The following is a 24942-nucleotide window of genomic DNA, read 5'->3' on the forward strand; positions in this document are numbered from 1 at the left end:
TCTGGTTCCTGCCCGACCTGCCCGCCCTCCAGGCCCGCCTCTCCCCCGCTCCGGCCCCGGCGCGGCCCGCACCTTCGCGGAATGAAGGCTCATTCGACGCGGCATAGCCACTCTTTGCGAGAAACTGCCCCCGCCGGGCGGGGCACGGGGGCGCGCCCGGCACGGTCACGGGGGCCCACCCCGACGCGGGAACGGGGGCGCGCCGCAGGCCGGGGGTGGGCGCGGGCGGTAACATCCGCTTCGACCCGGCGACGTGAGGAAACCCGTGGGCGTGCGATTCGAGGAACTGGCCTGGCGGGAGACCCCGATCGGGGAGATCAGCCTGCGGCGGCGGCACGACCCGGCGCTGGACCGCGAGGTGTACGAGGTCAAGCTCGGCGACGAGTTCCTGATGTCCAGTCTCTTCCCCGTGGCGGAGATCGAGCTGGCCCGCCTCGGGCTGGCCCCGCTGACCGAGGGGCCCCTGGACGTGGTGGTGGGCGGGCTGGGCCTCGGCTACACCGCCCGCACCGCCCTGGAGGACCCCCGGGTGGCGTCGCTGGTGGTGGTGGAGGCGATCGAGGACGTCATCGACTGGCACCGGCGGGGGCTGCTGCCGTTCGCGGCGGGGCTGGCCGACGACCCGCGCACCCGCCTCGTCCGGGCGGACTTCTTCGCGGCCGTGGCCGACGGCACCGGCTTCGATCCGGACGAGGCCGGGCGGCGGTTCGACGCGATCCTGCTGGACGTGGACCACTCACCCCGGCACGTGCTGCACCCGAGCCACGCCCCCTTCTACACGGCCGACGGCCTGCGCCGGCTCGCCGACCTGCTGCGCCCGGACGGGGTCTTCGCGCTCTGGTCCAACGACCCGCCGGACACCGAGTTCCAGCGGGTGCTCACCGGGGTCTTCCCGACCTCCGTGGCCCACGTCGTCCGCTTTCCCAACCCGTTGCAGGGGCGGGAGTCCGCCAACACCGTCTACGTCGCCCGCCGGTAGCGCTCCCCCGCCAGGCATGACGGCGGCGGGGCCGGGAAAGGGCGGTCCGGGTCGACCGGACGGGCGGCCCCTCGGGCACGGGAGGTGGACATGCGGGCGTTGCTCTGGGTCGTCGGCGTCGTCGGCGCGGCGCTGATCCTGCTCGGGCTGCTCCTCGAAGCCGTCCGGTGGCTGGTGATCATCGGGCTGGTCGCGCTGGTCGCGGTCGTCGTGCTGGCGTACGTGAAGGGCCGCCGGTCGGGGCGGCACTCGGCCGGTCGGCGCTGAGCGCCGGGCGGCCGGCGGGGGCGGCGAGTGACCTACGCAACCGTAGGTTACTGAACCGTAGGGTTAGGCTGGCGGCTGGCCGGGGACTTCCCCGACGGCCGACCCGCCCCCGCCCGCCGCAAGGAGAAGCCCCGTGCACCCCACCGCCGAGCGGCCCTGGCTGCGCAGCTACGCCCCCGGCGTGCCGGCCACCGTCGCCGAGCCCGCCGGCTCGCTGGTCGACCTGCTCCACGACGCCGTACGCCGCTTCGGCCCCCGGGTGGCGCTCGACTTCTACGGCGCGACCACGACGTACACCGAACTCGGCGAGCAGGTGGAGCGCGCGGCGGAGGCGCTGCGCCGCCTCGGCGTCGCCCGGGGCGACCGGGTGGCGCTGGTGCTGCCGAACTGCCCCCAGCACGTGGTCGCCTTCTACGCGGCGCTGCGGCTCGGCGCGATCGTGGTCGAGCACAACCCGCTCTACACCGCGCAGGAGCTGGACCGGCAGCTCACCGACCACGGGGCCCGGGTCGCGGTGGTCTGGGACCGGGTCGCCCCGCTGGTGCGCGGGCGGGGCTCGGTGGAGACCGTCGTCGCGGTGGACCTCACCCGCGCGCTGCCCAGGCTCAAGCGGTGGGCGCTGCGGCTGCCGGTGCGCTCCGCCCGCGCGACCCGGGCGGCGATGACCGGCCCGGCCCCGGACGCGCTGCGCTGGGCGGACCTGCTCGCCGCCGCCGGGCCGCTGCCGGCCGCGCATCCGGCCCCCGGGCCCGGGGACACCGCGCTGTTGCAGTACACCGGCGGCACCACCGGCGCGCCGAAGGGCGCGATGCTGACCCACCGCAACCTGCGGGCCAACGCCGCGCAGGGCCGCGCGTGGGTGCCGGGCCTGCGCGACGGCGCGGAGACGGTGTACGCGGTGCTGCCGCTGTTCCACGCGTACGGGCTCACGCTCTGCCTGACCTTCTCCGTCGGCATCGGCGCGACGCTGGTGCTCTTCCCCCGCTTCGACCTCGACCAGGTCCTCGCCACGGCCCGCCGCCGCCCGCCGACGTTCCTGCCCGCCGTGCCGCCGATCTACGAGCGGCTGGCCGCCACCGCCCGGGAGCGCGGCGTCGACCTCACCTCCGTCCGGTACGCCCTCTCCGGCGCGATGGCGCTGCCGCCGGCCACCGTCGAGCTGTGGGAGTCGGTCACCGGCGGCCTGCTGGTCGAGGGGTACGGCATGACCGAGTCCTCGCCGATCACCCTCGGCAACCCGGTCTCCCCGGCCCGCCGGCCCGGCACCGTGGGGGTGCCCTTCCCCTCCACGGACGTGCGCGTCGTCGACCCGGACGACCCGTCGACCGACCGGGCCCCGGGCGAGGCCGGCGAGCTGCTGGTGCGCGGCCCGCAGGTGTTCGGCGGGTACTGGCGGCGCGACGAGGAGACCGCGCGGGCGCTGCTGCCCGGCGGCTGGCTGCGCACCGGGGACATCGTGACGATGGACGCGGACGGCTTCGTGACGGTGGTCGACCGGATCAAGGAGCTGATCATCACCGGCGGGTTCAACGTCTACCCGTCCGAGGTGGAGGACGCGCTGCGCCGGCTGCCCGGCGTCCGCGACGCCGCCGTGGTGGGCCTGCCCGCCGCACACGGCGGTGAGGAGGTCGTCGCGGCGGTGGTCGCCGCCCCGGACGCCGACGTGGACGTGGCCGCGCTGCGGGCCGGCTGCCGGGAGCACCTGGCCGGCTACAAGGTGCCCCGCCGGGTGGTGCTGGTGGCCGACCTGCCCCGCTCGCAGCTCGGCAAGGTGCTGCGCCGGGAGGTCCGCGACCGGCTGCTCGCCGCCGACTGACGGCCCGTGCCGGGGGCGCGAGCGGCCGAGGCGGGCACCGCGACGTAGGCGCGAGCGCCGAGGCGCGAACCCCGACGCGGCGGGGCCGCCGGGCTTCCGCGACGCCCTGTCGACACCGATCGCGACGGCCGGATCTCACACCGTCATGAGCCGCGAACGAATGCGCCGCCAGGGGGAAATCGAAGGCCGCGACGGGTCGTTTCCGGCCGTTCGATCGCGTACCGTCGAATCCGACCTCGGCAAGATCACCGAGCCGACCGGCGATGCGCGGGAAGGATGCGGCGTGAAGGTTTCCCCTGTTCGCTCCCCCTTCGCTCCCGCCTGCGGCCCGAGCGACGCCGGCACCGGCCCGGCGGCCCGGTCCCCTGAGGAGCGCTCCACTTCGGGCGTCGGCACGGCTCGCGGCGCGCGTCGGACGGCGCGCACTCCACACCGGAGCGCCGCGACGTAGCTTCCCGGGCGGCCGATGTCGACGTCGGCCGCGACGCCCTCTTCTGGTCCCTCATCCGCACCGGGCGACCCGTCTCGGCCACGTCATCGAACTGGCGGACGAGCCGCCGGTCCACCATGCCGAGAGGCAGGCACACATGGTCATCGAGCAGCCTGGACAGACCTTCATCCCGGTCGGCAACCTCGCCACCCGCGCTCACGCACAGGGCACCCGGACCCCCGCCGTCGGCCGGCCGCTCGTCGTCTTCCTGGCCCACCTGCACAGCACGACCGGGAAGAACCTGCGCGTGACGGTGCCGCTCGGGATGACCTACGTGCACTCCTACCTGCGGGCGCGCTTCGGCGACGCGGTCCAGATCCGGCAGCTCGCGACGACGCAGCAGGTCAACGAGGCGCTGGCCGAGCAGGTGCCCGACATCTTCGCGTTCGGCAACTACTCGTGGAACACCGCGCTGACCAACGCGGTGATCGGTGTCGTGAAGCAGCGGCACCCCGGGGTCGTCGTCGCGGTGGCCGGGCCGAACATCCCCACCGAGAAGCCCATCGCGCAGGCCGGCCTGCGGCGGAACCGGGCCGCCGACTTCTACATCTCGCGCGAGGGCGAGCAGCCGCTGGCCAACCTCGTCGAGGCGTGCCTGGGCCTGGCCGACCCCGGCGACGTCAAGGGGACGGTGGTGGCCGGGTGCTACTCGCTCACCGAGGAGGGGCTGCTCCTCCAGGGCGACCCGCTGGAGCGAGTGGGCGTCCTGGAGGAGATCCCGTCGCCGTACCTGACCGGCCTGTGCGACGGCTTCCTGGCCAATCCCGAGTTCATCCCGCTGCTCCAGACCTCACGCGGCTGCCCGTACCGGTGCACGTTCTGCGTCGCGGGCCACGACTGGTGGTCCAAGCTGCGGGCGTTCGACGTGGAGCGCGTCAAGGAGGAGATCGACTACATCCAGGCGCGGACGTCGAACCCCCTGCTGCGCATCGCCGACGAGAACTTCGGGATCCTGCCCCGCGACGTCGAGATCGCGGAGCACATCCGCAAGGTGAAGGACACCTTCTCCTACCCCTCCGTGGTGCAGGTCTACACCGACAAGCACCTGACCCGCAACGTCAAGCAGGTGACCCTGCTCATGCGGGACCTCATCCCGCTCAACATCAGCTTCCAGTCGCTGGACAAGCAGGTCCTGAAGAACATCAAGCGGGTCAACGTCAAGGACGACGCGATCGAGGAGGCAGCGGCCTTCGCCCGGGAGCACAGCCTGGTGCTCTCCACCGAGCTGATCTTCGGGCTGCCCGGGGAGACGATCGACTCCTTCACCAACTCCCTGGACAAGGTGCTCGACCACCGTTTCGACAACGTCGTCATCTACGCGCTGAACATCCTCGACCAGGCCGAGATGGCCTTCGCGGAGTACCGCGAGAGGTTCGGGATCAGGACCCGCTTCGCCCTGTCCGAGAACGGATACTCCGAGTACGAGTCCGTGCAGACCTTCGAGATGGACGAGCTCGTGATCGCCACCTCGACGATCCCGGAGCAGGAGTACCTCGGCTTCTTCAAGTTCATCTTCTTCTTCAACTTCGCGCTCTTCTACGGCTGGCTGCGGGAGCTGGTCTTCTTCTTCGAGACCAACGGCGTCCGGGCCACCTCCGTGATCCGCTCCATGCTGGCCGACCCCGAGCAGTGCCCGACCCTGGCGGAGTTCGCCGGCCGGTTCCTCAACGGCCACCGGGCGATGATGCGCGACACCCGCGAGGAGGTCGCCGAGCTGATCCGCGAGCTGGCCGAGCGGCAGCCGGAGCAGGTCACCGACAACCAGTTCGGGGCGATGCGCTACCAGTACGCCGTCTTCAGCGACCTGTTCACCGAGGGCCGGTTCGCCGAGGTCGTGCACGAGTTCGCGCAGAGCGGCCTGCGGCTGCACAGCGAGCTGACCGGCGAGGCGCCGTCGGAGTCGTTCCTGGAGCAGTTGGACGTGATCACCCAGTTGCAGATCCAGTCGTTCATCCCGCTGCACGAGCCGGTGCCCGAGACCGTGCACCTGACGTCCCGCTACGACCTGGTCGGCTGGAAGAACGCCAACTTCAGGCAGCCGCTCGCCGACTTCGCCCTCGCCGCGCCGGTGACGTTCTCCCTGCGCATCGAGGGCTACCAGCACCACGAGCGGCTCTGGGACGCGCGGGGCCGCGACGACATCCGGCGGGTCTACCTGCGCAGCTTCGCCAGCACCAACGCGAACCGGCGGCGGCACCTCGAACTCCACGAGGAGCCCGTGCCGGCCTGACCGGGCGGTGGCGGCGTCGGCGCGCGACGGTCCCGACGCCGCCCTTCCGGCCCCGGTCGGGCCGCGTGACCGTCGGCACCGGACCTGGACGCCGGCATCGGACGAGCCGATGCGGCACGACCACGCGCGTGAAGGGCACATGGACGACATCGACCTGGACGGCTTCACCCACTCCCACGTCCCGCTCATGTACGACCGGGACGGGCTGCACTGCTTCTGGGTGCCCCGGGCGCTCGCCGCGTCCCGGTGGGGCCGGGAGCGGCACGACGCCTTCTACGTCCACTTCCAGCTCTGGGTCCACTACGCCCACCGCTGGGACCGCTACGACGTCGCCGACCGCTGGCGGGGGGCGGACAGCGCGACGGGCTGGGACAGCGGGCTGGGCGCCGAGGTGGACGCGGTGCAGGACCGCATCTTCCGCGCCCACCTGGGGCTGCGTCTCGACACGTTCAGCTCGGGGGGCGAGGACGTGGTCGAGACGCTCGCCGGGCTCCTGCGCGAGGACCGCGTCCCGCTGCTGCCCATGGACATGGGCGAGCTGCCGTCGTGCCGCGCCTACTACGACGGCCACCACTCCGGGCACGTCATCGTGGTGACCGGTTACCGCGAGCGGCGCGAGATGTTCACCGTGCTGGACGGGCTGCACCTCGAGTCGCTGACCAACGCCCGGCTGTTCCACGTCGACTCGACGGGCGGGCCGGCGCCGCTCGATCCGTGGGAGACCCCGCTGCGCTTCGCCGTGCCGTTCGAGCCGACGGTCACCCTCCGGCAGGTCGTCGGGGACCTCTGCACGACGGCGTACGTGCCGAGCGCACACCTCGCCCGCGCGCACGCGGCCTGGGCGGACCACGGCGTCCCCTACCTGGTCGGGCAGGTCCTGACCGTCTCGGCCGGGCCGACGCCGACGACCGCGACCGCCGTGGTCCGCGACGCCGCGACCGAGCTGGGGGACGTGGCCGACGCGGTGCTCGCCGGCGAGGAGCCGGTGCGGGCCAAGGCCGAGTTCCTGGCCGGGGTCGCGCCAGAATCTGCCTGGCGTCAGTTCGGGTACGTGGACAGCCAGCGCATCCTGGGCGCCGCGACGCGGCTGGTCCTGTACCGGGCCGGGGCGAGCCCCTCCGACGCGGCGGCCTGCCAGCTCGCGGCGGGAGCCGCGGCCGACCGGTGGCGCGCGCTGGTGGAGCGGGCGCTCGCCGACGGCGGGACGCTCGACGACGTGCTCGCGCCGGCCTACGCCGACGCGCTGGCGGCCGAGCGGGCCTGGGCGACGACGGTCCGGCGGGCGTTGCGGCGCGGTTAGCCGGGCCTGATCCGAGAGATGGAGAGATCGTGGAGAAGATCAAGATTCCAGAGCTGACGCTGTGCCTCATCGTCAAGGACGAGGCCGCGTTCCTCCCGAGGTGCCTCGCGGAGGCCGGCCCCGTCTGCGCCGACATCGTCGTCGTGGACACGGGCTCGACCGACGGCTCGCAGGAGATCGCGCGCGCCCACACCGACACGTTCATCCAGACCACGATGGACGGCGGCTACTCGGCCGCGCGGAACCTGGCCCTGGAGCAGGTGAAGACGCCCTGGGTGCTCTTCCTGGACGTGGACGAGGAGTTCCCCGCCACCGAGTGGCCCCGGGTCGCCGCCCTCATCGCGCAGGCGCCCGACGACCACCTCGCCTACAGCGTCCTGCGCTTCAACCTCACGGCCGTGGGCGCGATCTGGGTCGACCGCCCGGTGCGGCTGTTCCGCAGCCACCCGGACATCCGCTACCGGCGGCTCGTCGGCGAGTCGGTGGAGGAGGCGGTGGAGGACCTGGGGGGCGTCATCGCGTCCTCGGGCCTGGTCCTCAACCACCCCGGCAACGTCCGGCCGGTCGCGGACCGGGTCGCCAAGCTGCGCCGCTACCTCGACCTCACCGAGAAGCAGATCGCCGACTACCCCGGCCTCGGCCTGTGGCCCGCCTACGCGGGCTTCCTGCACCGCGCCCTCGGCAACTTCGAGCAGGCGGTCGAGTGGAGCTCCAAGGCCGTCGAGTCGGACCCGTCGGCGCCCCGGGTGTGGGCCTACCACGGCCACGTGCTCCGCGCGGCGGACCGCCCGTACGAGGCCCTCGCGGCGTTCCAGACCGCGGCCAAGCTGGCCCCGGACGACTCCATCTTCCTGAACATGGTCGGCGTCCTGCACCTCATGCTCAACGAGCTGGACGAGGCCGAGGCGGCATTCCAGGGCGCGCTCGCGCTCGAACCCGACCTGCTGCACGCCGAGATCAACCGTGGGCTGGTCCGCCAGGCCCGGGAGGAGTACGACGCCGCGGCCGAAATCCTGCGCGGTGTGGCGCGACGCAACGACGGCCTCCTCATCCAGGACTGGCGCGGGCGCGTCGAGATCGACCACTTCACCTACCTGTTCAACGAGACGGTGCCGCAGTTCGCCGGCCTGGCCTACCACCTCGCCTACTGCGAGTTCATGGCGGCGTCCTCCCGCAAGGAGGTCCGGTACCCGGTGGACGAGAGGTTCGCCGGCACGAAGTAGGACGACGGCCGGGCGATCCGACGCCGCCGCGCGGCGGGGGCCGGGTCGCCCGGCCCCCGCCGCGCGGCCACCGTCACCGGTAGGCGTTCGCCTGCACGGTGAAGAGGTCGGCGTAGAGGCCGTTCGCGCTCATCAACGCGTCGTGGCTGCCCATCTCCCGCAGCCGGCCGTCGCGGAGGACCGCGATCTGGTCCGCCGTCCGGACGGTCGAGAAGCGGTGCGACACGAAGAGGGTGATCATCCCCCGCTCTCCGCGCGCGTCGGACGCGGCGTTCACGATCCGTTCGAACAGCGCGTGTTCCGCCAGGGCGTCCAGGGCCGCCGCCGGCTCGTCGAGGGCCACGAGCAGCGGGTCGCGTCGCATCAGGGTGCGGGCCAGCCCCAACCGCTGCCACTGCCCGCCGGAGAGCTCCGTACCGTCGCCGTAACCGTGCCCGAGCAGACCGTCCAGGCCGCCGGGAACCCCCCGCGCGATGCCCCGCGCGCCGGCCCGGTCGAGCGCCGCCATGATCTCCTGGTCGGCGTCGACGGCCTCCGGCCGGCCCAGCCCGACGTTCTCCCGCAGCAGCAGCTCGAAGCGCGCGAAGTCCTGGAACAGCGTGGCGACCCGGGAACGCCACTGCTCGGGGGTCAGCTCGCGCAGGTCGACCCCGTCGACGGTGATCCGGCCCGAGGTCGGCTCGCAGAGGCCGCAGATAATCCGCACCAGGGTGCTCTTGCCCGCGCCGTTCTCACCCACCAGCGCCAGCGTGCTGCCGGCCGGGATCTCCATCGACACGTCCCGCAGCACCGGCTCGTCGGCGCCCGGGTAGGCGAAGGAGACGTTTTCCAGCCGGATGCCCCGCCGCAGCCGGGCGGGCGGCCCCGACACCTCCGCCCGGCGGGCCGGGCCGGTCGCGGGGGCACGTCCGGGAGCGGCCGTCAACTGCCGCAGCAGGTCGATGCGCTCGACGGTACGACCCATCTGCTGCAACATCCCGAGCATCCCCAGCAGGCCGGCCACCTGCACGCTGACCTGGACCGCGAGGGTGAGCACCAGGACGACCTGCCCCACGTTCGCCTCGCCGCGCACCGCGCTGCGGACGACGAGGAAGATCGCCGTCCCGTACGCCGCCGCGAAGAGCACCTGCCCCCCGGCGCGCAGCAGGGCGCTGCGCCGGTGCGCCCGCCACAGCCGGCCGGTCGTCGCCGCCCAGGCCGCCCGCTGCCGCGCGATCACCGCGTCCCGCGCGCCGGAGAGCCGGATCTCCTTCGCGGAGCTTCCGGTCGTGGCCACCTTCACCAGGTGTCGGGAGACCTGGATGTCGACGGCGGCGGCCTGCTGGGCCTCGTCGATCATCCGCTGCGCGCGGTTGCTGAGCAGCACCGGCGGCAGGGCCGCCAGCGGCAGCATCACCAGCCACGGGTCGACGCTGACCAGCAGCACGGAGGTGAGGCCGAGCTGCACCACGACGCCGCCCAACTGGAGCGTCGACTCAAGCGCGTTGCGCACCCGGATCAGGTTCTCGGTCACCAGGGTCAGCGCCTCGACGAACCTCGGGGAGTCGAAGTGGTCGATGCCGGCGCTGCCGTTGACGATCGAGGCGACCTCGTCGGTGATGGCGAGCTGCTCCAGGTCCCCCAACTCGAAGTAGGACAGGTGCGCGAAGTGCATCATGGTCAGCTCGAAGACCAGCAGCAGGGCGGCGGCCAGGGCCAGCAGCACCGCCACCGTGGCGTCCCGGCCGATCGCGGCGTTGGTGAGGGCCGCGAGGACGACGCCGATCAGTGGCGTCGCGAGGTAGCCCACGGCCATCAGGACGATCGCGGTGAGGAGTCTGCGGCGGTCGGTGCGGTAACCGAGGCGCAGGAGGAACCCGGCCGCGAGGGCGATCCTTCTCATCGCACCGCCGTCGAGTCGACCGGGTCCGTCCGGAACCTGCGCGCCTGCAACTCGAACAGCTCGGCGTACCGGCCGTCGCGTCGGATCAGCTCGTCGTGGCTGCCGCGTTCGACGACCCGGCCGTGCTCGATCACCACGATCTGGTCCGCGTGGCGGACCGTGGAGAACCGGTGGGAGATCAGGACGCTGGTGATCCCCTTCGCGGTGGCCAGGAAGCGGTCGTGGAACTCCACCTCCGCCCGCACGTCGAGCTGCGCGGTCGGCTCGTCGAGCACCAGCACCGACGCGCCGCCGTCGACGGCGAGCAGCGCCCGGGCGAGGGCGACGCGCTGCCACTCGCCGCCCGACAGGTCCGTGCCGCCGGGATGGCGCGAGGAGAGCGGCACGCGCAGCGGGTCCGCCGCCCCCCGCAGGGCGTCCAGCGCGCCGGCCCGCTCGGCGGCGGCCGTGATCGCCTCGTCGTCGGCGAGCAGCCGTGGCGCGCCGAGGCCGATGTTCTCCGCCACGGTCAGCTCGTAGCGGACGTAGTCCTGGAAGATCACCGCGAGCCGCCGTCGCCACCCGTCGGGGTCGAAGCCGGCCAGGTCGGCCCCGTCCACGGTGATCCGGCCGCCGGTCGGCTCGTAGAGGCGGGCGAGCAGCTTCACCAGCGTGGTCTTGCCCGCGCCGTTGAGGCCGACGATGGCGGTGGAACGGCCGACCGGGAGCGTGAGGTCCAGGCCGTCGAGGATGTCGGGGCCGTCCGGGGCGTACCGGAAGCTCACGTTCTCGAAGCGGATCTCCCGGCTCGGCCGCACCGGCGGCGTCGTCGCCCGCGCGGCGGTCGGGCGGGCGGCGTCCGCCCGTCGTTCGAAGCGCTCCAGGGCCTCGAACGAGTGCAGCCCGAACTGCGTCTGCACGTCGCACTCCGGGAAGTAGACGCCGAAGCGCATGGGGATCAGGATTCCCTGGAGGGCGACGGCGAGCGCGAAGAGGTCGATCTCTCCCCGACCGGCCGCCACGGCGAGCATCGTGATGGCGATCGCCCCACCGACGAACCCCACGGCGGAGAACCCGACGAACGGCCAGAACTGGAGGCGTCGGCTGCCGGCCCACATCGGTCGGAGGTTGGCCATGGTGTCGGAGCGCAGCCGCTCGCGCAGCCAGCCCAGCAGCCCGAACACGCGGATCTCCTTGGCGGCGGTCGCGCCGGTCGCCAGGCCGGCGACGTACCCGGCCCGGCGTCGGTGCCCGGCCAGGGACTCCGACACCGCCGCGAACCGCCCCAGCGTGCCGCGCACCCCCGCCCGGATGACCAGCGCGGTGATCATCATGATCAGCCCGGCGAGCGGGCTCAGCACCACGCCGACGAGCACGACGGCGGCGACCAACTGGCAGTAGCGGGACACCAGCGCGGGGATCGCGCCGACGGCGTCGCCGGGGGTGTACGCCTGCCGCTCGAACGCCGCCCGCGCGTCGGCGAGCACGTCCAGGGCCTCGGGGTCCTCCAGCAGCGCGATCGGCGCGTCGGCGAGCGACGCGTCGAGCAGCCGCCCGACGCACACCTCGTCGACCCGACGCGCGATGACCTCGGTGACGGCGGACTGGAACGGCGTCAGGAGCTGTTGCAGGGTGAACGCGCCCAGCGCCACCGCGAAGACGACCGCGATGCCGTCCCACGACAGGCCCGTAGGCTGCGCGGCGAGGGCCGGCACGCGGGAGAGCAACATGCTGGTGGAGACGATGAACACCGACGGCAGCAGGCCGAGCGTGACGTTCAGCGCGAGCGCGCCGAGGACCAGGCCGCGCCCCGCGTGCGGCAACAGGCGGAGCATCTTCACCCAGCGGGTGGAGCGCTTCCTGAGGGCGAGCACCAGCGGTGCCACCGAACCTCCTATGTCGCCCGTGGTCGTCGACCCGGGGGCCGACCACCGAACCCGGCGAGCCTAACGGCGGCCGGAGTGATCATCAACAGGGCTGCTGCGGGGACGGGTGCCGCACCGCCGGCAGGTCACCGCCGACGCGGGCCGTCCGGCGCGCCGTTTCCAGGCCCAGCCGCACCGCCGCGTCCACGACGGGCGCGAGCTGTTCGCTCACCGTCGGAAGGGCGGAGCCGTCCACGAAGTTGCGCAGGCCGCCGGGCGCGAGCGTGGCCAGCGCCGCCGCCGGGACCGGCCCGGTCGACGCGCCGTCGGCGGGAGCGCCACACTCACCCGCCAGGAGCCCCACGGCGACCGCCGCCGTGACGAGGGCCTGCGTCAGGTGGGCCGGCACGGCGTCGCCCGCGTACGACGGGCCCCCGTCGGGGATCAGCCGCCGCACGTCGTCGTCGGAGAGCCCGTGGGCCCGCAGCAGGTCGACGGCCGGCACCTCCCGCCAGTCGTCGCTGTCCGGCCGGTCCCGGAACCGGCAGATGGCCTTCCCGGTGAACCAGGAGAAGAACGGCACGACGGCGATCCGGTCGAGGACGGTCCCGCCCGGCCCGGGGCCGGCCCGCCAGCACGCGGCCTTGCGCAGGCCGTGCCAGCCGTTGCCGGCGATGCTCACCTCGTCGCCGTGCTGGACGAGGTTCGACACCGACACGACCATCGGCACGCCCACCGCCCGCAGGAAGCCCAGGAGCATCTCGTCGTCCGGCTCCTCGCCGGTGGTGGCCCGCGCGGCGTACCGGTCGAACTCGCGGGCGACGTCCGCCGGCAGGATGAGCGCCTGGGCCGGCATGTAGCCGTCGACCACCTCGACCCAGTCGGTGCCGACGAGCGCGGCGATCCGCAGGGCGTACGAGGTGAACGACCCCCACTCGGTGAACAGGCCGAGGGCGTGGCCCGGCAGGGCGCGCGCCCCGGCGAGCGCGTGCCGCACGAAGTCCGGCGCCAGGACGGAGTCGTCCTGGACCACGAGGTGGTGCGTCGCGTCCGGCGCGACCCGCGACCACGCCAGGCGCGAGGTGCGCAGCGTGCCGCCGGGGCGGCCGGGCTCCGGGTCGGTCGCCACGGCCGCGTCGAGCCCGGCGAGCGCCACGGCGAGACGCTCCGCCGCCGCCCGCCGGGCGGGATGCGCCATGACGCAGGCCGAGAGCCGGACCGGCGGGGCGGGCGGGTGCGCGGGGGCCGGCGCGGACCGGGCGCGCGTCGACACATCGTGGGCGGTCATGGTGATCACTGTATCCACAATGATCATGCGGGCACCGGCCGCCCGCGACGTGCTTGACGAGGCAGAACCGGCCGGGCAGGATTCACCGCTGTGTCCAGTGAGAGCGCAGACGGCGGGCCGACGCAGTGGACGTGGGAGGTCGCCACGGATGCGTCGGAGGCGCACGCCCTGCTGTGCGCCAGTGACGGACACCAGGCGGCCCGGTACGGGATGACCGCTCCCGTGCGCAGCCTCGACACCACCGCGCGCCGGGTGCGGGCGGGCTCGGTGCACCTGCTGCGCCACGGCGCGGAGGCGGCGGCGTCGTTCACGCTGTCCCCCGAGCCCCCGCACGGCATGGACCTCTCCGTCTACCCGCCCGCCGCCAGCCCGGTCTACCTGCAACGGCTGGCCGTCGCGCCGGCGCACGAGGGCTCGATCGTCGGTCTGCGGTGCCTGCGTCGGGCCGTCGAGCTGGCCCACGAGCGGGGCGCGGACGTGCTGCGCTGCGAGGCCAACCCCGATCTCCAGGCGACGCGGCGGATGCTCGACGCGCTCGGCTTCACCCAGCACGGGCCGACGCTGGCGGAGAACGGCGTGCGCCGGGTCCACCTGCAGAAGATTGTCGCCGAGTAGCCCACGGCGAAGAGCGACGACGAATCAGCGACGTGACCCGACAGGGTCCGCCGGGTACGGCACAGCGCACGGCTGTCGTCCGAAGGGAACGTGACCCAGTAGTGGATGAGTTGAGAAGGGCCATCACCGAGCTGGTGCGGCCGTACGTCCGCGCCGCCGACGCGCGCGCCCTGGACGACCCCGACGCGGAGCTGGTCGCGCTCGGCGTCGACTCCCTCGCCGTCGTCGAGCTGATCGTCCTGATCGAGAGGAGGTTCTCGGTCACGTTCCCGTCCGACCTGCTCGACTGGTCCACCTTCCGCACCGTCACATCGATCGCGGAGACGGTGGTGTCGCTGGGCGGGTCCGCCGGAAGCGGCCCGGGCGACCTCGACCGGCCCCACTCCGCGACCGGGTCCGCGTAGCCATGCGCGCAGCCCAGGTCACGGATCACGACCTCGCCCACAGCTACCAGGGCCGCCCGTTCGGGCCGCCCTGGGAGTACGGCGGCACCATCGTGTCGATCCTCCGCCGCCAGGTCGACGTGCTCGGCGACGCCGCCTTCCTGACGACCGCCACGGCCGACGGCGAGACGACGACGCTCTCCTACCGCGACGTGAACCGCCTCAGCCGGCGGGTGAGCGCCTGGCTGCGCCGCGAGGCGGGGGTGGGCGCGGGCGACACCGTGGCGCTCGCCCCCGTCAACGACGCGCGGTCGGTCGTCGGCATCCTCGGGGCCCTCCGCGCGGGCTGCACGGTGCTGCTGCTCAGCCCCGCCGACCCGGTCGCCCGGCTGCGCCCGCAGGTCGAGTCCGCCGGGGCGAAGGTCGTCCTGCACCCCCCGACGGTCTCCCTCGACCCGTCGTTGGCGTCGGTGGTCCTCCCGGACCCCGAGACCCTGGCCGACCCGGCGTGGGACGAGCCGGACGCGCCGGTGGGCCCGGCCGACGACGCGTTCCTCATCGGCACCTCCGGGTCGACGGCCGCCTCGAAGCTCGTGGCGCAGTCGCACTACAACGTGGTGGCGAACGCCGCCGCGCTGCGCGCCCACCACGGGATCAGGCCGGGCGAGCGGCTGCTGGGGTGCCTGCCGATCCACCACGTGAACGGGCTCCACTTCACCGTGCTGGGCCCCCTCGCGGCGGGCGCCCACGTGCTGCTCGCGCACGCGTTCGACCCGTTCGGCTATCCCCGGCTGCTCGAACGGTTCCGGCCCCGGATCGCGTCCGTGGTGCCGAGCCTGCTCGAAGCCCTCACCCACACCTGGCGCACGCCACGGCTGCCGGCGGACTTCGGCTACTTCGTCTCGGCCGCCGCGCCGCTGACCGCCCAGACCGCCCGGGAGGTGTCGCGGCGTCTCGGCACGCGCGTCCTCCAGGGCTACGGGCTGACGGAGACCACCAACTTCTCCACCACGATGCCCCCGGACGTCTCGCCGGAGACCTACCGCCGGCTGATCCTGGAGGCGGACATCCCGTCCATCGGCACGGCGATGCCCGGCAACGAGGTCGCCGTGCTGCTGGAGGACGGCCGGGTGGCCGAGCCGGGCCAGGTCGGTGAGCTCTGCATGCGCGGCCACAACGTGATGAGCCGGTACGCGGGCAACGCCGACGCCACCGCCGAGGCGTTCCGGCACGGCTGGTTCCACTCGCAGGACCTGGGCTTCGCGGTGCGCGACCCCGACGACGACCGGCTCTACTTCGTGGTCACGGGGCGCGGCAAGAACATCGCCAAGGTACGCGGCGAGACGGTCTCCCTGGAGGAGATGGAGCGGGCCCTGCGGGCCGTGCCGGGGGTCCGCGACGCGGCGTGCGTCTGCCTGCCGCACCGGTTCCTGGGCGACGAGATCGTGGCGGCGGTGGTCTTCGCCCCCGGCGAGCGGCCGGACGTCGGGGCCGCGCTGTGCGCCTCGTTCGCCGCCACGGTCGTGCCGCGGCGGGTCCTGTCGCTCGACGCCATCCCCCGCACCGCCACGGGGAAGATCCTCCGGCCGAGGCTGGCCGAGCAGGTCGCGGCGCAGCTCGACGCGCCGCCGCAGTGACGTCGCCGTGCCGGCCCCTCGGCGGGGGCCGGCACCGATTTGCCGGCCGGGTCAGCCGACGAGGAACTCGTGCACCGTACGGTGCCGGTAGGTCTGCCCGGGGTCGAGCCGCACCGACGGCACCTCCGGGAGGTTCGGCGCGTCGGGCCACGCGCCGGCCTCCAGGGCCAGCCCCGCGCGGGGGGCGAACAGCCCGTCGCCGCTGTACACGCCGAGCCCCGGCTGGTCGGTGCGCACCCGCATCCGGCGACCGCTGCGCTCGTCGCGCAGCTCGGCGGCCCACCGTGGATCGTCGAGGACGAAGAAGTTGTCCAGCCGGGCGGCCCCGATGCGGCGCGGGGCGCGGAAGTCCAGGCCGGTGCCGGCCACCGGGAGCAGCGGGCCGGCCAGCGGAAACAGCTCCTCGTCGAACGGGACGACCCGCTCGGCGTTGAGCGCGAGCAGGTGGCCGTCCACCGTCGACGCGCCGGCCAGGTTCCAGAACGCGTGGTTGGTCAGGCCGACGAGCGTCGGGGCGGTGGTCGACGCCCGGTAGTCGAAGGTGAGCCGGCCTTCGGCGTGCAGCCGGAACGCCACCTCGGCGGTCAACTCCCCCGGGTACCCCTGGTCACCGTCCGGGCTGACCAGCGTCAGGACCGCCGCCACCTGTTCGGGGCCCTCCTCGACGCGGGCCTGCCACACCCGGCGGTCGAAGCCGTCGGTGCCGCCGTGCAGGTGGTGGCCGCCGGCGTTGCGGTCCAGCGTGTGCCGGGTGCCGTCGAGGACGAACGTCCCGTCGCGCACGCCCCGGCAGTACCGCCCGACGGTGGAGCCGACGTAGGCGTTGAGCGCCCGGTCCTCGTACGCGGCCAGGTCCGGCAGCCGGCACACGACGTTGCTCCGGTCGCCGGCCCGGTCGGGGGCCAGCACCTCGACGAGGGTCGCGCCGTACGTCCAGACCGTCACGTCGAGGTCGCCCGCCGAGAGGGTGATCTCCTCGACGGCGCGGCCGGCGTCGGGGCCGTCGGGGCCGGTCACGCCGACCTGCCGGCGTCGCACGCGCGTCGTGTCGGGCCGCGTCATCTTCTCCCCCGTCGTCCGCCCGGTGGGCGGGTCGGGGCCGATGATAGGGCCCGCCTCAGACCTCCCGCAACGACGCGTACTCCCGCAGCGCCGGGGCCACCCGCGTGATCATCAGCTCCACGGTCTGCCAGTCGATCGGCGGCTTGACCGCCAGCAGGAAGTCCCGCACGCCCAGGTCGACGTACGGCCTGAGGTCCGCCACGCACTGCTCGGGCGTGCCGAAGCTGAGGTACTCGGCGCGCACCTCGTCCGGCGCGCCGCGCAGCAGCTCCGCCGATCGCGCGGCCACGTCGGACGCCCGCTCGACCAGCACCGCCCGGAACGTCACCGACTGCCGGACGGCGGCCACGTCGCGCCCCACCGCCGCGCAGTGCCCCCGCAGGGCGGCGAGCTGGCGGTTGTAGTCCTCGGTGCTGGTGGCGAGGGTGTTCCAGATGTCGGCGTACCGGGCCGCCGTGCGCAGCGTCCGCCGCACCCCGCTCCCGCCCACCACGAGGGGCACGTGGGCCTGCCGGGGCTTCGGCGCGAGCCGGGCCCGGTCCAGCCGGAAGTGCCGCCCCTCGAACGTCGTCTCGGGCTGCGTCCAGAGCCGCCGGAGGATCTCGCAGGTCTCGTCGAGCCGGTCCAGCCGCTCCCCGGCGGCGGGAAACGGGATGCCGTACTGCTCGTAGGCCAGGTCCGGGCCGCCCGCGCCGAGGCCCACCTCGAGCCGCCCGTCGCAGACGTGGTCGATGGTGGCCATGGCGGCGGCGGTGACGGCGGGGTGCCGCCACATCGCGCCGGTGACCAGCATGGCGCAGCGGATCCGCTCGGTCTGCGCGGCGAGGGCCGCCAGCAGCGTCGTGCCCTCGAAGCAGGGCTGGTCGGGGCCGTACAGGTGCGGTCGCAGATGGTCGATCAGCGAGATCCAGTCGTAGCCCAGCTCCTCCGCCCGCCGCCAGAGGTCACGGCAGATCTCGTAACCGCCGTGCAACTGTCCGGAGTGGATTCCGAACCGGAGGGCGTCACCGTACAGCCTCGTCGGGGGCAGGGGGTGCGCGTGGCCGTCGCGGGCCGGGCTGGCAGCGTCCATGGCGACGACCCTAGGGTCTGCGCCGGGCCGTCGCCCACCGGCCCGCCGTCACCGACGGTGGAACGGGACCCGCCCCAGCAGTTCGGCCAGGTCGGCGGCGAGCGGCGCGGCGAAGAGGTGCTCGACCAGGGGGGACCAGGCCGGGGGGCAGCCGCCGGGCAGCGGCAGCACCAGGTGCGCCTGCTGTCGGATCTCCTCGTCGTCGGGCTCGGCCACCGCGGCCACCAGGTGGCCCCGGTCGCGGGCCTGCGCGCACAGGCGCACGGCGCGCCCGTGGCTGGGCCCCGGCGGGGCCAGCACGATCAGGGGCGCGTCGGCGTCGGTGGCGAACCGCTCGACGTGCCACCACTCCTCGAGGTCACGCCCCAGCGCCGGCACGCCGGCCCCCTCGATGACCTTCGCCGCCGCGTACCGCGCCGTCCCCAGCGCCGGCCCTCCGCCCAGCACCTGCACCGGGGCCGTCCGCACGAGCTGTTCCGCCAGCCGCCGGCAGGGCTCCGCCTGCCGGCGCACCGTCCGCTCCACCAGCTCCGGCAGGGCGGCGAGCCCACCGGATCCGGGCGCGGCGGGGGCCGGCGGGGCGTCCGCCCACCCCTCGGCCAGGAGCAGGAGGGCGAGCAGGCTGGCCTGGTAGCTCCGGATTCCCGGGGCGGGCGGGCGCTTCGGCAGCTTCGTGGCGACGGTGTGCTGCGCGCTACGGCCCACGGGGGTGTCGGCCGAGCCGACGATCGCCAGGGTGCGGCAGCCGGCGGCCCGGGCCCGGTCCAGGCCGGCCGCCAGGGTGGCGCTGCCGCCCGAGGCGGAGATGCCCACCACCAGGGTCGCCCCGGCGGGCTCCGGCAGCGCTCCGCCGACGCCGTAGTCGAGCAGCCGCTGCGTGCTGCGCAGCGCGCAGGTGGTGCCCGGCAGCCGGTCGAGGGCGTGCTCGGCGGCCTGGGCGGCGTACAGGGAGTCCCCGCTGCCCGACAGGACGATCCGGCGGGGGGCCGGCGCGGCGCAGCGCAGCTCGTCCAGTTGGGTGCCGAGCACCCCGGTCAGGACGGCCAGGTCGGCGGCCAGGTCGGCGACCTCCGCGCGCATCGCGGCCACGGTGTAGGGGCTCATGCGGCCCGCCGGGGCGGCAGCGCGTCCAGGATCTCCATGTAGGACCGCACCTTCTCCTCGGACACGTCCCCGGCCCAGCCGCCGTCGGTGACGCAGCTACCGACGAAGACGCCGTCGGCGGCGCCGACCAGTCGGGCGGCGTTGCCGTGGTCGGTGTGACCGGCCAGGTAGATCGGGGCCGCCGGGGCCGCGCGCCGGACCTGCGAGATCAACTCCAGGGTACGGGAGTCGTCCGGGTCGCCCAGGCAGACGGCGTCGGCACCCGCGTTCATCGCCGCCCGGGCCACCTCGCCGGGCTGCCGGTCGCCGTTCGGCCAACTGAAGTGCATGCTGGCGACGTCGGCGATCACCTTGACGTCCCACGCGTCGATGGCCCGGCGGTACGCCATCACCGTGGCGGGATCGGGGCGCACCGTGCCCTGCCAGCTCAACGTCTCACCGACGAGCGCGCCCACCCGGACGAAGCTCCCGCCGCAGACCTTCGCGGCGGCCAGCGACGCCCTGGTCGCGTTCCGCATGATCTGGACGCCGACCTGGAAGGCCGGGGCCGTCGCCGCCCGGACGGCCTCGGTGATCACCGTGACGGCCGCAAGCCGCGCGGGGTCGCAGTCGTCCTCGACCCCGTAGACCCGGTCCGCCGTCTGCAACAGGCAGCCGTGCGCGCCGCCCCGGTCGAGGGCGCGCGCCGAGGAGACCGCGCGGGCCAGCGTGTGGCGCAGCGAATCGGGCTCGTAGAACGGGGTGCCCGGCAGCGGGGCCAGGTGCACCACCCCGTAACACGTCCTGGTCGGCCCCGGCAGTCCCATGGCGTCTCCCTCACCGTCCCGCCGGCCCCCGCCGCCGGCCGCCCACCGGCGCTTTCCGTGCCCGGCGAGCCTAGTCGATGCCGACCGGCCCCGCCTCTCGCCCGGTCGGCCAGGTGGGAGGCGGGGCCACGAGATCCAGAGTGGGCGCGTCCGCCGGATAGGATCATGACCATGACCGCAGAAACCGTCGCCGTCCCGCCTTCGCCGAGCCGTCTCCGGCTCACCGACCCACGGACCGGGCGGGCCCGCGCCGACCTGGCCGGCGCGGACGAGGCGGCGGTCACCGACGCGGTCGGGGCGGCGCGCGAGGCCCAGCGGTCCTGGGCGGGCCTGCCGACGGGCGAGCGGAGCCGCCGTCTGCTGGCCTTCGCCGACCGGATCGAGGGCGCGCTGGGCGAGTACGTCGCCGCCGAGCAGGCCGGCACCGGCAAGCCCGCCCACGAGGCCGAGGGCGAGATCCGCGACAGCGTCGACCTGCTGCGGTTCTACGCCGGCGCCGTGCGCGGCGCGCTCGCGCCCGCCGCCGGGCACCACATCCCCCAGCGGGAGAGCTGGGTGCGGTGGGAGCCGCTGGGCGTCGTCGGCGCGATCGTGCCGTGGAACTACCCGATCATGATGGCCGCCTGGCGCATCGGGCCGGCGCTCGCGGCGGGCAACGCGGTGCTCCTCAAGCCCGCCGAGAGCACCCCCGACAGCGCGCTGCTGCTGGCCCGCGACGCCGAGGCCACGCTCGGCCCGGGGGTGCTCGGCGCGCTGCCCGGCGACCGGGCGACGGGCCGGCTGCTGGTGGAGAGCCGCATCGACGCGATCGCATTCACCGGCAGCATCGCCGGCGGGCAGGACGTGGCGGCCCGGGCGGGGCTGCGCCGGGTCAGCCTGGAACTCGGCGGCAACTGCCCGGCGATCGTGCTGCCGGACGCCCCCGAGCACACCTACGCCGACCTGACCGGCGCGGCCACCTACAACGCCGGGCAGAGCTGCGCCGCCCCGGCCCGGGTGATCACGCTGCGGTCGAACTACGCCGAGGTGGTGGACCGCCTCGCCGAGGCGATGAGCCGGCGGCAGGCGGGCCGTTCGTTCGGCCCGCTGAACAACGCCGACCAGATCCGCCGTTACCGGCAGATCCTCGCGGGCTCCGGGGCCGGGGTGAGCCACGCCGCCGGGCTGGCGCTCGGCGACGACTCCCACGAGGACGGCTACTGGGCCGAGGGACGCATCCTGGCCGACCTGGAGCCGGACGACCCGGCCGTCGCCACCGAGCTGTTCGGCCCCTGCCTGACCGTGCAGGCCGCCGAGGACGTCGACGACGCCGTCCGCCTGGCCAACGGCGTCGACCAGGCGCTGGCGGGCAGCGTCTGGGGCGCCGCGACCGGCCAGGTACTCTCCGTCGCCCGGGCGCTGGACGCCGGCGAGGTGTGGGTCAACTGCGTGCTGGAGCAGTGCCCCGAGCTGCCCCACGGCGGGCGAGGCGCGTCAGGCCACGGCACCGACCTGAGCGTCCTCGCCCTCACCGAGTTCCAGCGACCGAAGACCGTGACGGTCAGGCTCGCCTGAGCACACCCTCCTGGTAGCGCCGCACCCGGGGCGACGCCTCGGCGAACTCCGACCAGGGCCGCGACGTCGTCAGCCGCATGAACGCGCCGGAGAGGCAGAAGGTCAGGATGCCGGGGAAGAGGGAGACGTTGGTCTCCCGCAGCAGCTCCCGGAAGCAGAGGTACGAGTCCTCGTGGTCGTCAAACGACGCGGTCAGGTTGATGGAGTAGCGCGCCGGCAGCACGGAGACGCCCGGCCACCGGATGCCGTTGTGGTAGGCGTCGCGGATCAGCGTCAGCGACCGCTCCCGGGCCGCCCGCTCGGCCCGGTAGTTGTCGTAGGCGCGTTGCAGGCCGGGCAGGCGCAGGCCGTACGTCGACTCGAACTCCCGGCAGTGCGCGCCGGTCAGCTCCTCCTCGCCGCTGACCAGCCACCGCTCCATCCGGGCCAGCACCTCGACCACGGTGTAGAAGAACGACGGCGGCCCGCCGAAGGTGGTCGACGCGTACTCGTAGTAGCGGTCGATGAAGCCACTGTCGGCGACCAGCCAGCCGACCTTGAGGCCGGGGGCGGACCAGTTCTTCGACAGGCTGCTGACCCGGATGACGTTGGGCGCGGCGCGGGCCGGTGAGGCGTCCACCGGGTCCCCCAGCCACTCGTGGCACTCGTCCAGCACGATCAGGGTGTTCGGCGAGGCGGACTTGATGAGCAGTTCCAGCTCGTCCTCGCAGACCAGGGCGCCGGTCGGGTTCGCGGCCGTCTGGAGCAGCACGACCGGCGTGTCCGGCCGCAGCGCGTCGATCAGCGGTCGCAGCGACGTCCGGCCGTCCGAGGTGGACGGCAGCGGCACCAGCGACACCGGCCCCCGGCGGGCCGCCGACTCCACCAGGGGCGGGTAGTTGGGGATGGCGCAGAGCGACGCGGCCCCGCCCGGCCCGGAGTCGAGCAGGATGAAGTCGAGCAGCGTGCTGATCGCCAGCGTGGCGCCCATGGTCAGCGCGACGTTGTCGGCCGTGTATCCCGCGCCGGGCAGCCGCGCCGACTCGTACGCCGCGACCGCCTCCCGGGCCGGCTCCCGCCCACGGGAGTCGGAGTACCCGTACCAGTCCCGGTTCAGGGCGTAGGAGATGCAGTCCTTCAACGCGCTGGGCAGGCCCCAGTGCTCCTCGTCGACCGAGCCGCTGGAGAGGATGATCCCCGCCTGCGAGCGCAGGTCGCCGTAGAGGTCGTCGCGGAAGTAGAAGTTGAACAACTCCTTGACGAACCGGACGGTCGCCCGGGAGGAGAGCACCGTGGCGGCGTCGACCTCCCGCCGGTGCCGGGACTGCCGCCAGCGGGCCGCCAGCTCGGGGCGGTGGCTCTGCGCCCCGAGCTCGCACTCGACCCGACCCAGGTAGAGGTCGCGGAGCTCGATCGGGTCCTGCGGGTTCACCGCTCGGGCGTACACCTCGAGGAGCCGCGCGTCGGGGCCCGGGTCCAGGGCCAGCGGGGCCCGCGAGGGGTCGGGGCGCTGTGCCGCGAGCATCTCGACCTCGGCGGAGACGACCGACAGCCGAGGCTGCCCGACCTCGCCGAACAGCCCTTGGACATCCGTCATCCGGCCATCTCCCCCGATCGGTGGGTGATCCGCAGTCGCTTGAGGTGCCGGTGCCGGGTGGAGCCGTGGAACGGCGCGGCGGAGCGACCGTGGAAGGCGTACGTGTTGTCCAGGACGGCGAGGAGCCCGGGGTGCCACTGGAGCCCGCGCGCCGCGCCGCCCTCGTACATCGCCGCGAGCAGCGCGGCGAGGGCGTCCCGGACCTCGACGGCGGCGAACCGGTCGGTCTCGCAGACCCAGCGCAGCGTGTCGGCCTGGAAGTCGCGGAACGAGAAGATTGACCGCCCGTCCACCTGTCGCCGGACCGGCGGCACGCCGGGGCGGTCGTACCGGACGTGCGCGAGGATCTCGCGCTCGGTGGGCCGGAGCCGCTCGTCGACCCCGGCGAACGGGACCAGGACGGTCTGCGCGGCGTTCTCGTCGTCCCCGGGGTGCAGGCACATCAGGACGATGTAGCGCGGCTGGTCGCCGGTCGGCCGCCCGCTGCCCTCGGTGTGCAGGCTCAGGGCGCTCGTGGCGAACGGTTGCCGCGTGGTGTCGGCGGTGTCGCCCTCTGCGCTGACCAGGTGCAGGATCCGGCCGTCCTCGACGTTGGGCAGCACGGCCGGGTCGGTCTCCGGCATCACGTCGCCGAGGCGGTGACCCAGCTCCAGCAGGTCGGCGCTGGTCAGCGGCGCACCGAGGTCGACGAGGCCGAGCCCGTGCGCGGTGAGCTGACGCCGCAGCACCTCCTCGACCCGGTCGACCGGGCAGCCGGCCGGCACCGGCTCCGGCGCGAGCTCGGGCGGCGGTAGCCCTCGGCCGCCGAGCAGCGCCGCCCGCATCGGGACGTGCCGGTCGTGGGGGTGCTCCAGGAAGCTCCCGCGCGTGCTCGTCGGCTCCGGGCCGTCAGTCACCGGTGGCGCCGAACACGACGGGACCGTGTGTGCATCCCGCGGCCCTCAGCTCGTCCCCGCTGCCGGCCTTGATGTCGCAGATACGGCAGACGATGTGCCCGTCGTCGGTCAGCAGGTCCCCGAACGGCCGCAGTTCCTGCCGGTTGGCGCTGTCGAGCGGCTGGTGGGCGACGCCCACCGAGAGCAGGACGTGGTCGGTGATCGCGCCGACCGCGTGCGGCTGCGCGCCATCCACCATGTACACCAGGCCGGGCGTGGTCTCCAGGATCTCGCCGGCCGCGGTGATGGTGCCGCGACCGCCCACCACGAAGAGGAGGTGGTCGCCGGGGTGGGTGTGCGGGGCGAAGCCCTCGCCGGCGGGGACGTGGATGAGGTCGGCGCCGAGGAAGCCGTTGGTGATCAGGGAGCGACCGGTCGCCTCGCGCGTCTTCGCGATCTGGATCTCGCCGGGTCGCATGTCGACCTTGAGCAGTTGCTCACTCTCCGTGGCGCCCGCGTCGAGGGCCCACTCGCAGAGCGCCACCGCGCGGTTCTCCCCGGAGCGGCCGGAACCGCCGCCGCCGAGCTGGAGCTGCGTGCCCGGGGTGGCCGCCAGGAGCCGGACCATCTGCACCAACAGCTCCCGGCGCTCACGCGCGTCGAGGTGTTGGAGCTCCTGACTCAGGGAATCCACCATGGAAACAACGGAGCGGTGTATTTGCGCCATCGGTACCCTCCGTGGTCAACGTGCAATTGTTGATCAGGGTACCGAAGCCTGTAACACTTATGAAATTACTAAATGTCGCAACGCATTGACGCAGTGTCATACATCGTGGTCAGAGCGCTCTTACCGGCCGCAGTTCCGATCTGGATGGACCGGCGCGGCGGCTGCGACACGCCCGTAGACGCCGTCGAGCCCGGTCGGCGGCGCTCGACCGG

General features: G+C 74.0%; 20 protein-coding genes. 10 read left to right on the forward strand and 10 right to left on the reverse strand.

Translation table 11 applies throughout. The annotated features are described in order from the left end of the window. Positions 1–271 precede the first annotated feature (271 nt). The 6 genes from LPU43_RS20465 (at position 272) to LPU43_RS20490 (ending at position 8305) form a co-directional block, all read left to right on the forward strand. The gene (locus LPU43_RS20465; protein WP_229402100.1) at positions 272–979 is read left to right on the forward strand and encodes a spermidine synthase; all 708 of its coding nucleotides are present in this window, start codon (positions 272–274) and stop codon (positions 977–979) included. Positions 980–1069: 90 nt separating this feature from the next. Further along, complete coding sequence (locus LPU43_RS20470; RefSeq protein ID WP_229402101.1) at positions 1070–1246, forward strand: hypothetical protein; 177 nt, start codon at positions 1070–1072, stop codon at positions 1244–1246. Positions 1247–1379: 133 nt separating this feature from the next. After that, entirely contained in the window at positions 1380–3062 is a 1683-nt protein-coding gene (locus LPU43_RS20475; RefSeq protein ID WP_229402102.1) for a long-chain-fatty-acid--CoA ligase, read from the forward strand. Positions 3063–3649: 587 nt separating this feature from the next. Further along, positions 3650–5782 (forward strand): B12-binding domain-containing radical SAM protein, encoded by a 2133-nt coding sequence (locus LPU43_RS20480; RefSeq protein ID WP_229402103.1) that lies wholly within the window; start codon positions 3650–3652, stop codon positions 5780–5782. Positions 5783–5921: 139 nt separating this feature from the next. Beyond that, positions 5922–7082: a BtrH N-terminal domain-containing protein gene (locus tag LPU43_RS20485; RefSeq protein WP_229402104.1), complete on the forward strand. Its 1161-nt coding sequence runs from the start codon at positions 5922–5924 to the stop codon at positions 7080–7082. 29 nt (positions 7083–7111) lie between these two features. Beyond that, positions 7112–8305, forward strand: coding sequence for a glycosyltransferase (locus tag LPU43_RS20490; protein ID WP_229402105.1), 1194 nt, complete (start codon positions 7112–7114; stop codon positions 8303–8305). A gap of 73 nt (positions 8306–8378) precedes the next feature. Here the strand turns inward: LPU43_RS20490 and LPU43_RS20495 are convergent, their stop codons facing one another. The 3 genes from LPU43_RS20495 to LPU43_RS20505 all read right to left on the reverse strand — a co-directional run bounded on the left by LPU43_RS20495 (position 8379) and on the right by LPU43_RS20505 (position 13319). After that, positions 8379–10187, reverse strand: a complete 1809-nt coding sequence (locus tag LPU43_RS20495) for an ABC transporter ATP-binding protein (protein WP_229402106.1) — start codon at positions 10185–10187, stop codon at positions 8379–8381. Then, a complete protein-coding gene (locus LPU43_RS20500) occupies positions 10184–12052 on the reverse strand; it encodes an ABC transporter ATP-binding protein (RefSeq protein ID WP_229402107.1) in 1869 nt (622 codons plus the stop codon). The genes LPU43_RS20495 and LPU43_RS20500 overlap by 4 nt, the downstream gene beginning before the upstream one ends. A gap of 82 nt (positions 12053–12134) precedes the next feature. Then, complete coding sequence (locus LPU43_RS20505) at positions 12135–13319, reverse strand: hypothetical protein (protein WP_229402108.1); 1185 nt, start codon at positions 13317–13319, stop codon at positions 12135–12137. A 90-nt stretch (positions 13320–13409) separates the two neighbouring features. Here LPU43_RS20505 and LPU43_RS20510 point away from each other — a divergent pair, with 90 nt between their 5' ends. The 3 genes from LPU43_RS20510 (at position 13410) to LPU43_RS20520 (ending at position 15954) form a co-directional block, all read left to right on the forward strand. After that, on the forward strand, positions 13410–13934 hold the full coding sequence (locus LPU43_RS20510) for a GNAT family N-acetyltransferase (protein WP_229402109.1): 525 nt from the start codon (positions 13410–13412) through the stop codon (positions 13932–13934). A 101-nt stretch (positions 13935–14035) separates the two neighbouring features. Beyond that, a complete protein-coding gene (locus tag LPU43_RS20515; protein ID WP_229402110.1) occupies positions 14036–14338 on the forward strand; it encodes a phosphopantetheine-binding protein in 303 nt (100 codons plus the stop codon). A gap of 2 nt (positions 14339–14340) precedes the next feature. After that, entirely contained in the window at positions 14341–15954 is a 1614-nt protein-coding gene (locus LPU43_RS20520; protein ID WP_229402111.1) for a class I adenylate-forming enzyme family protein, read from the forward strand. A gap of 51 nt (positions 15955–16005) precedes the next feature. Here the strand turns inward: LPU43_RS20520 and LPU43_RS20525 are convergent, their stop codons facing one another. From LPU43_RS20525 to LPU43_RS20540, 4 genes are read right to left on the reverse strand one after another with little or no spacing between them, the layout of a single operon-like run. Continuing rightward, the gene (locus LPU43_RS20525) at positions 16006–17016 is read right to left on the reverse strand and encodes an aldose epimerase family protein (RefSeq protein WP_229402112.1); all 1011 of its coding nucleotides are present in this window, start codon (positions 17014–17016) and stop codon (positions 16006–16008) included. Positions 17017–17071: 55 nt separating this feature from the next. Continuing rightward, complete coding sequence (locus LPU43_RS20530; protein ID WP_229402113.1) at positions 17072–18088, reverse strand: LLM class flavin-dependent oxidoreductase; 1017 nt, start codon at positions 18086–18088, stop codon at positions 17072–17074. Positions 18089–18136: 48 nt separating this feature from the next. After that, positions 18137–19192 (reverse strand): SIS domain-containing protein, encoded by a 1056-nt coding sequence (locus LPU43_RS20535; RefSeq protein ID WP_229402114.1) that lies wholly within the window; start codon positions 19190–19192, stop codon positions 18137–18139. Further along, positions 19189–19998, reverse strand: a complete 810-nt coding sequence (locus LPU43_RS20540) for a BtpA/SgcQ family protein (RefSeq protein WP_229402115.1) — start codon at positions 19996–19998, stop codon at positions 19189–19191. The genes LPU43_RS20535 and LPU43_RS20540 overlap by 4 nt, the downstream gene beginning before the upstream one ends. Before the next feature lie 171 nt (positions 19999–20169). Here LPU43_RS20540 and LPU43_RS20545 point away from each other — a divergent pair, with 171 nt between their 5' ends. Continuing rightward, entirely contained in the window at positions 20170–21552 is a 1383-nt protein-coding gene (locus LPU43_RS20545; protein ID WP_229402116.1) for an aldehyde dehydrogenase family protein, read from the forward strand. Here the strand turns inward: LPU43_RS20545 and LPU43_RS20550 are convergent. The 3 genes from LPU43_RS20550 to LPU43_RS20560 are packed head-to-tail and all read right to left on the reverse strand — an operon-like array spanning position 21539 to position 24700. Next, complete coding sequence (locus LPU43_RS20550) at positions 21539–23128, reverse strand: pyridoxal phosphate-dependent aminotransferase (RefSeq protein WP_229402117.1); 1590 nt, start codon at positions 23126–23128, stop codon at positions 21539–21541. The genes LPU43_RS20545 and LPU43_RS20550 overlap by 14 nt on opposite strands. Next, a complete protein-coding gene (locus LPU43_RS20555) occupies positions 23125–24024 on the reverse strand; it encodes a TauD/TfdA family dioxygenase (protein WP_229402118.1) in 900 nt (299 codons plus the stop codon). Before LPU43_RS20555 ends, LPU43_RS20550 begins: the two co-directional genes overlap by 4 nt. After that, entirely contained in the window at positions 24017–24700 is a 684-nt protein-coding gene (locus LPU43_RS20560; protein ID WP_229402119.1) for a cupin domain-containing protein, read from the reverse strand. The genes LPU43_RS20555 and LPU43_RS20560 overlap by 8 nt, the downstream gene beginning before the upstream one ends. Positions 24701–24942 lie beyond the last annotated feature (242 nt).

The organism is Micromonospora okii (genome assembly GCF_020884795.1).
GTDB lineage: Bacteria > Actinomycetota > Actinomycetes > Mycobacteriales > Micromonosporaceae > Micromonospora > Micromonospora okii.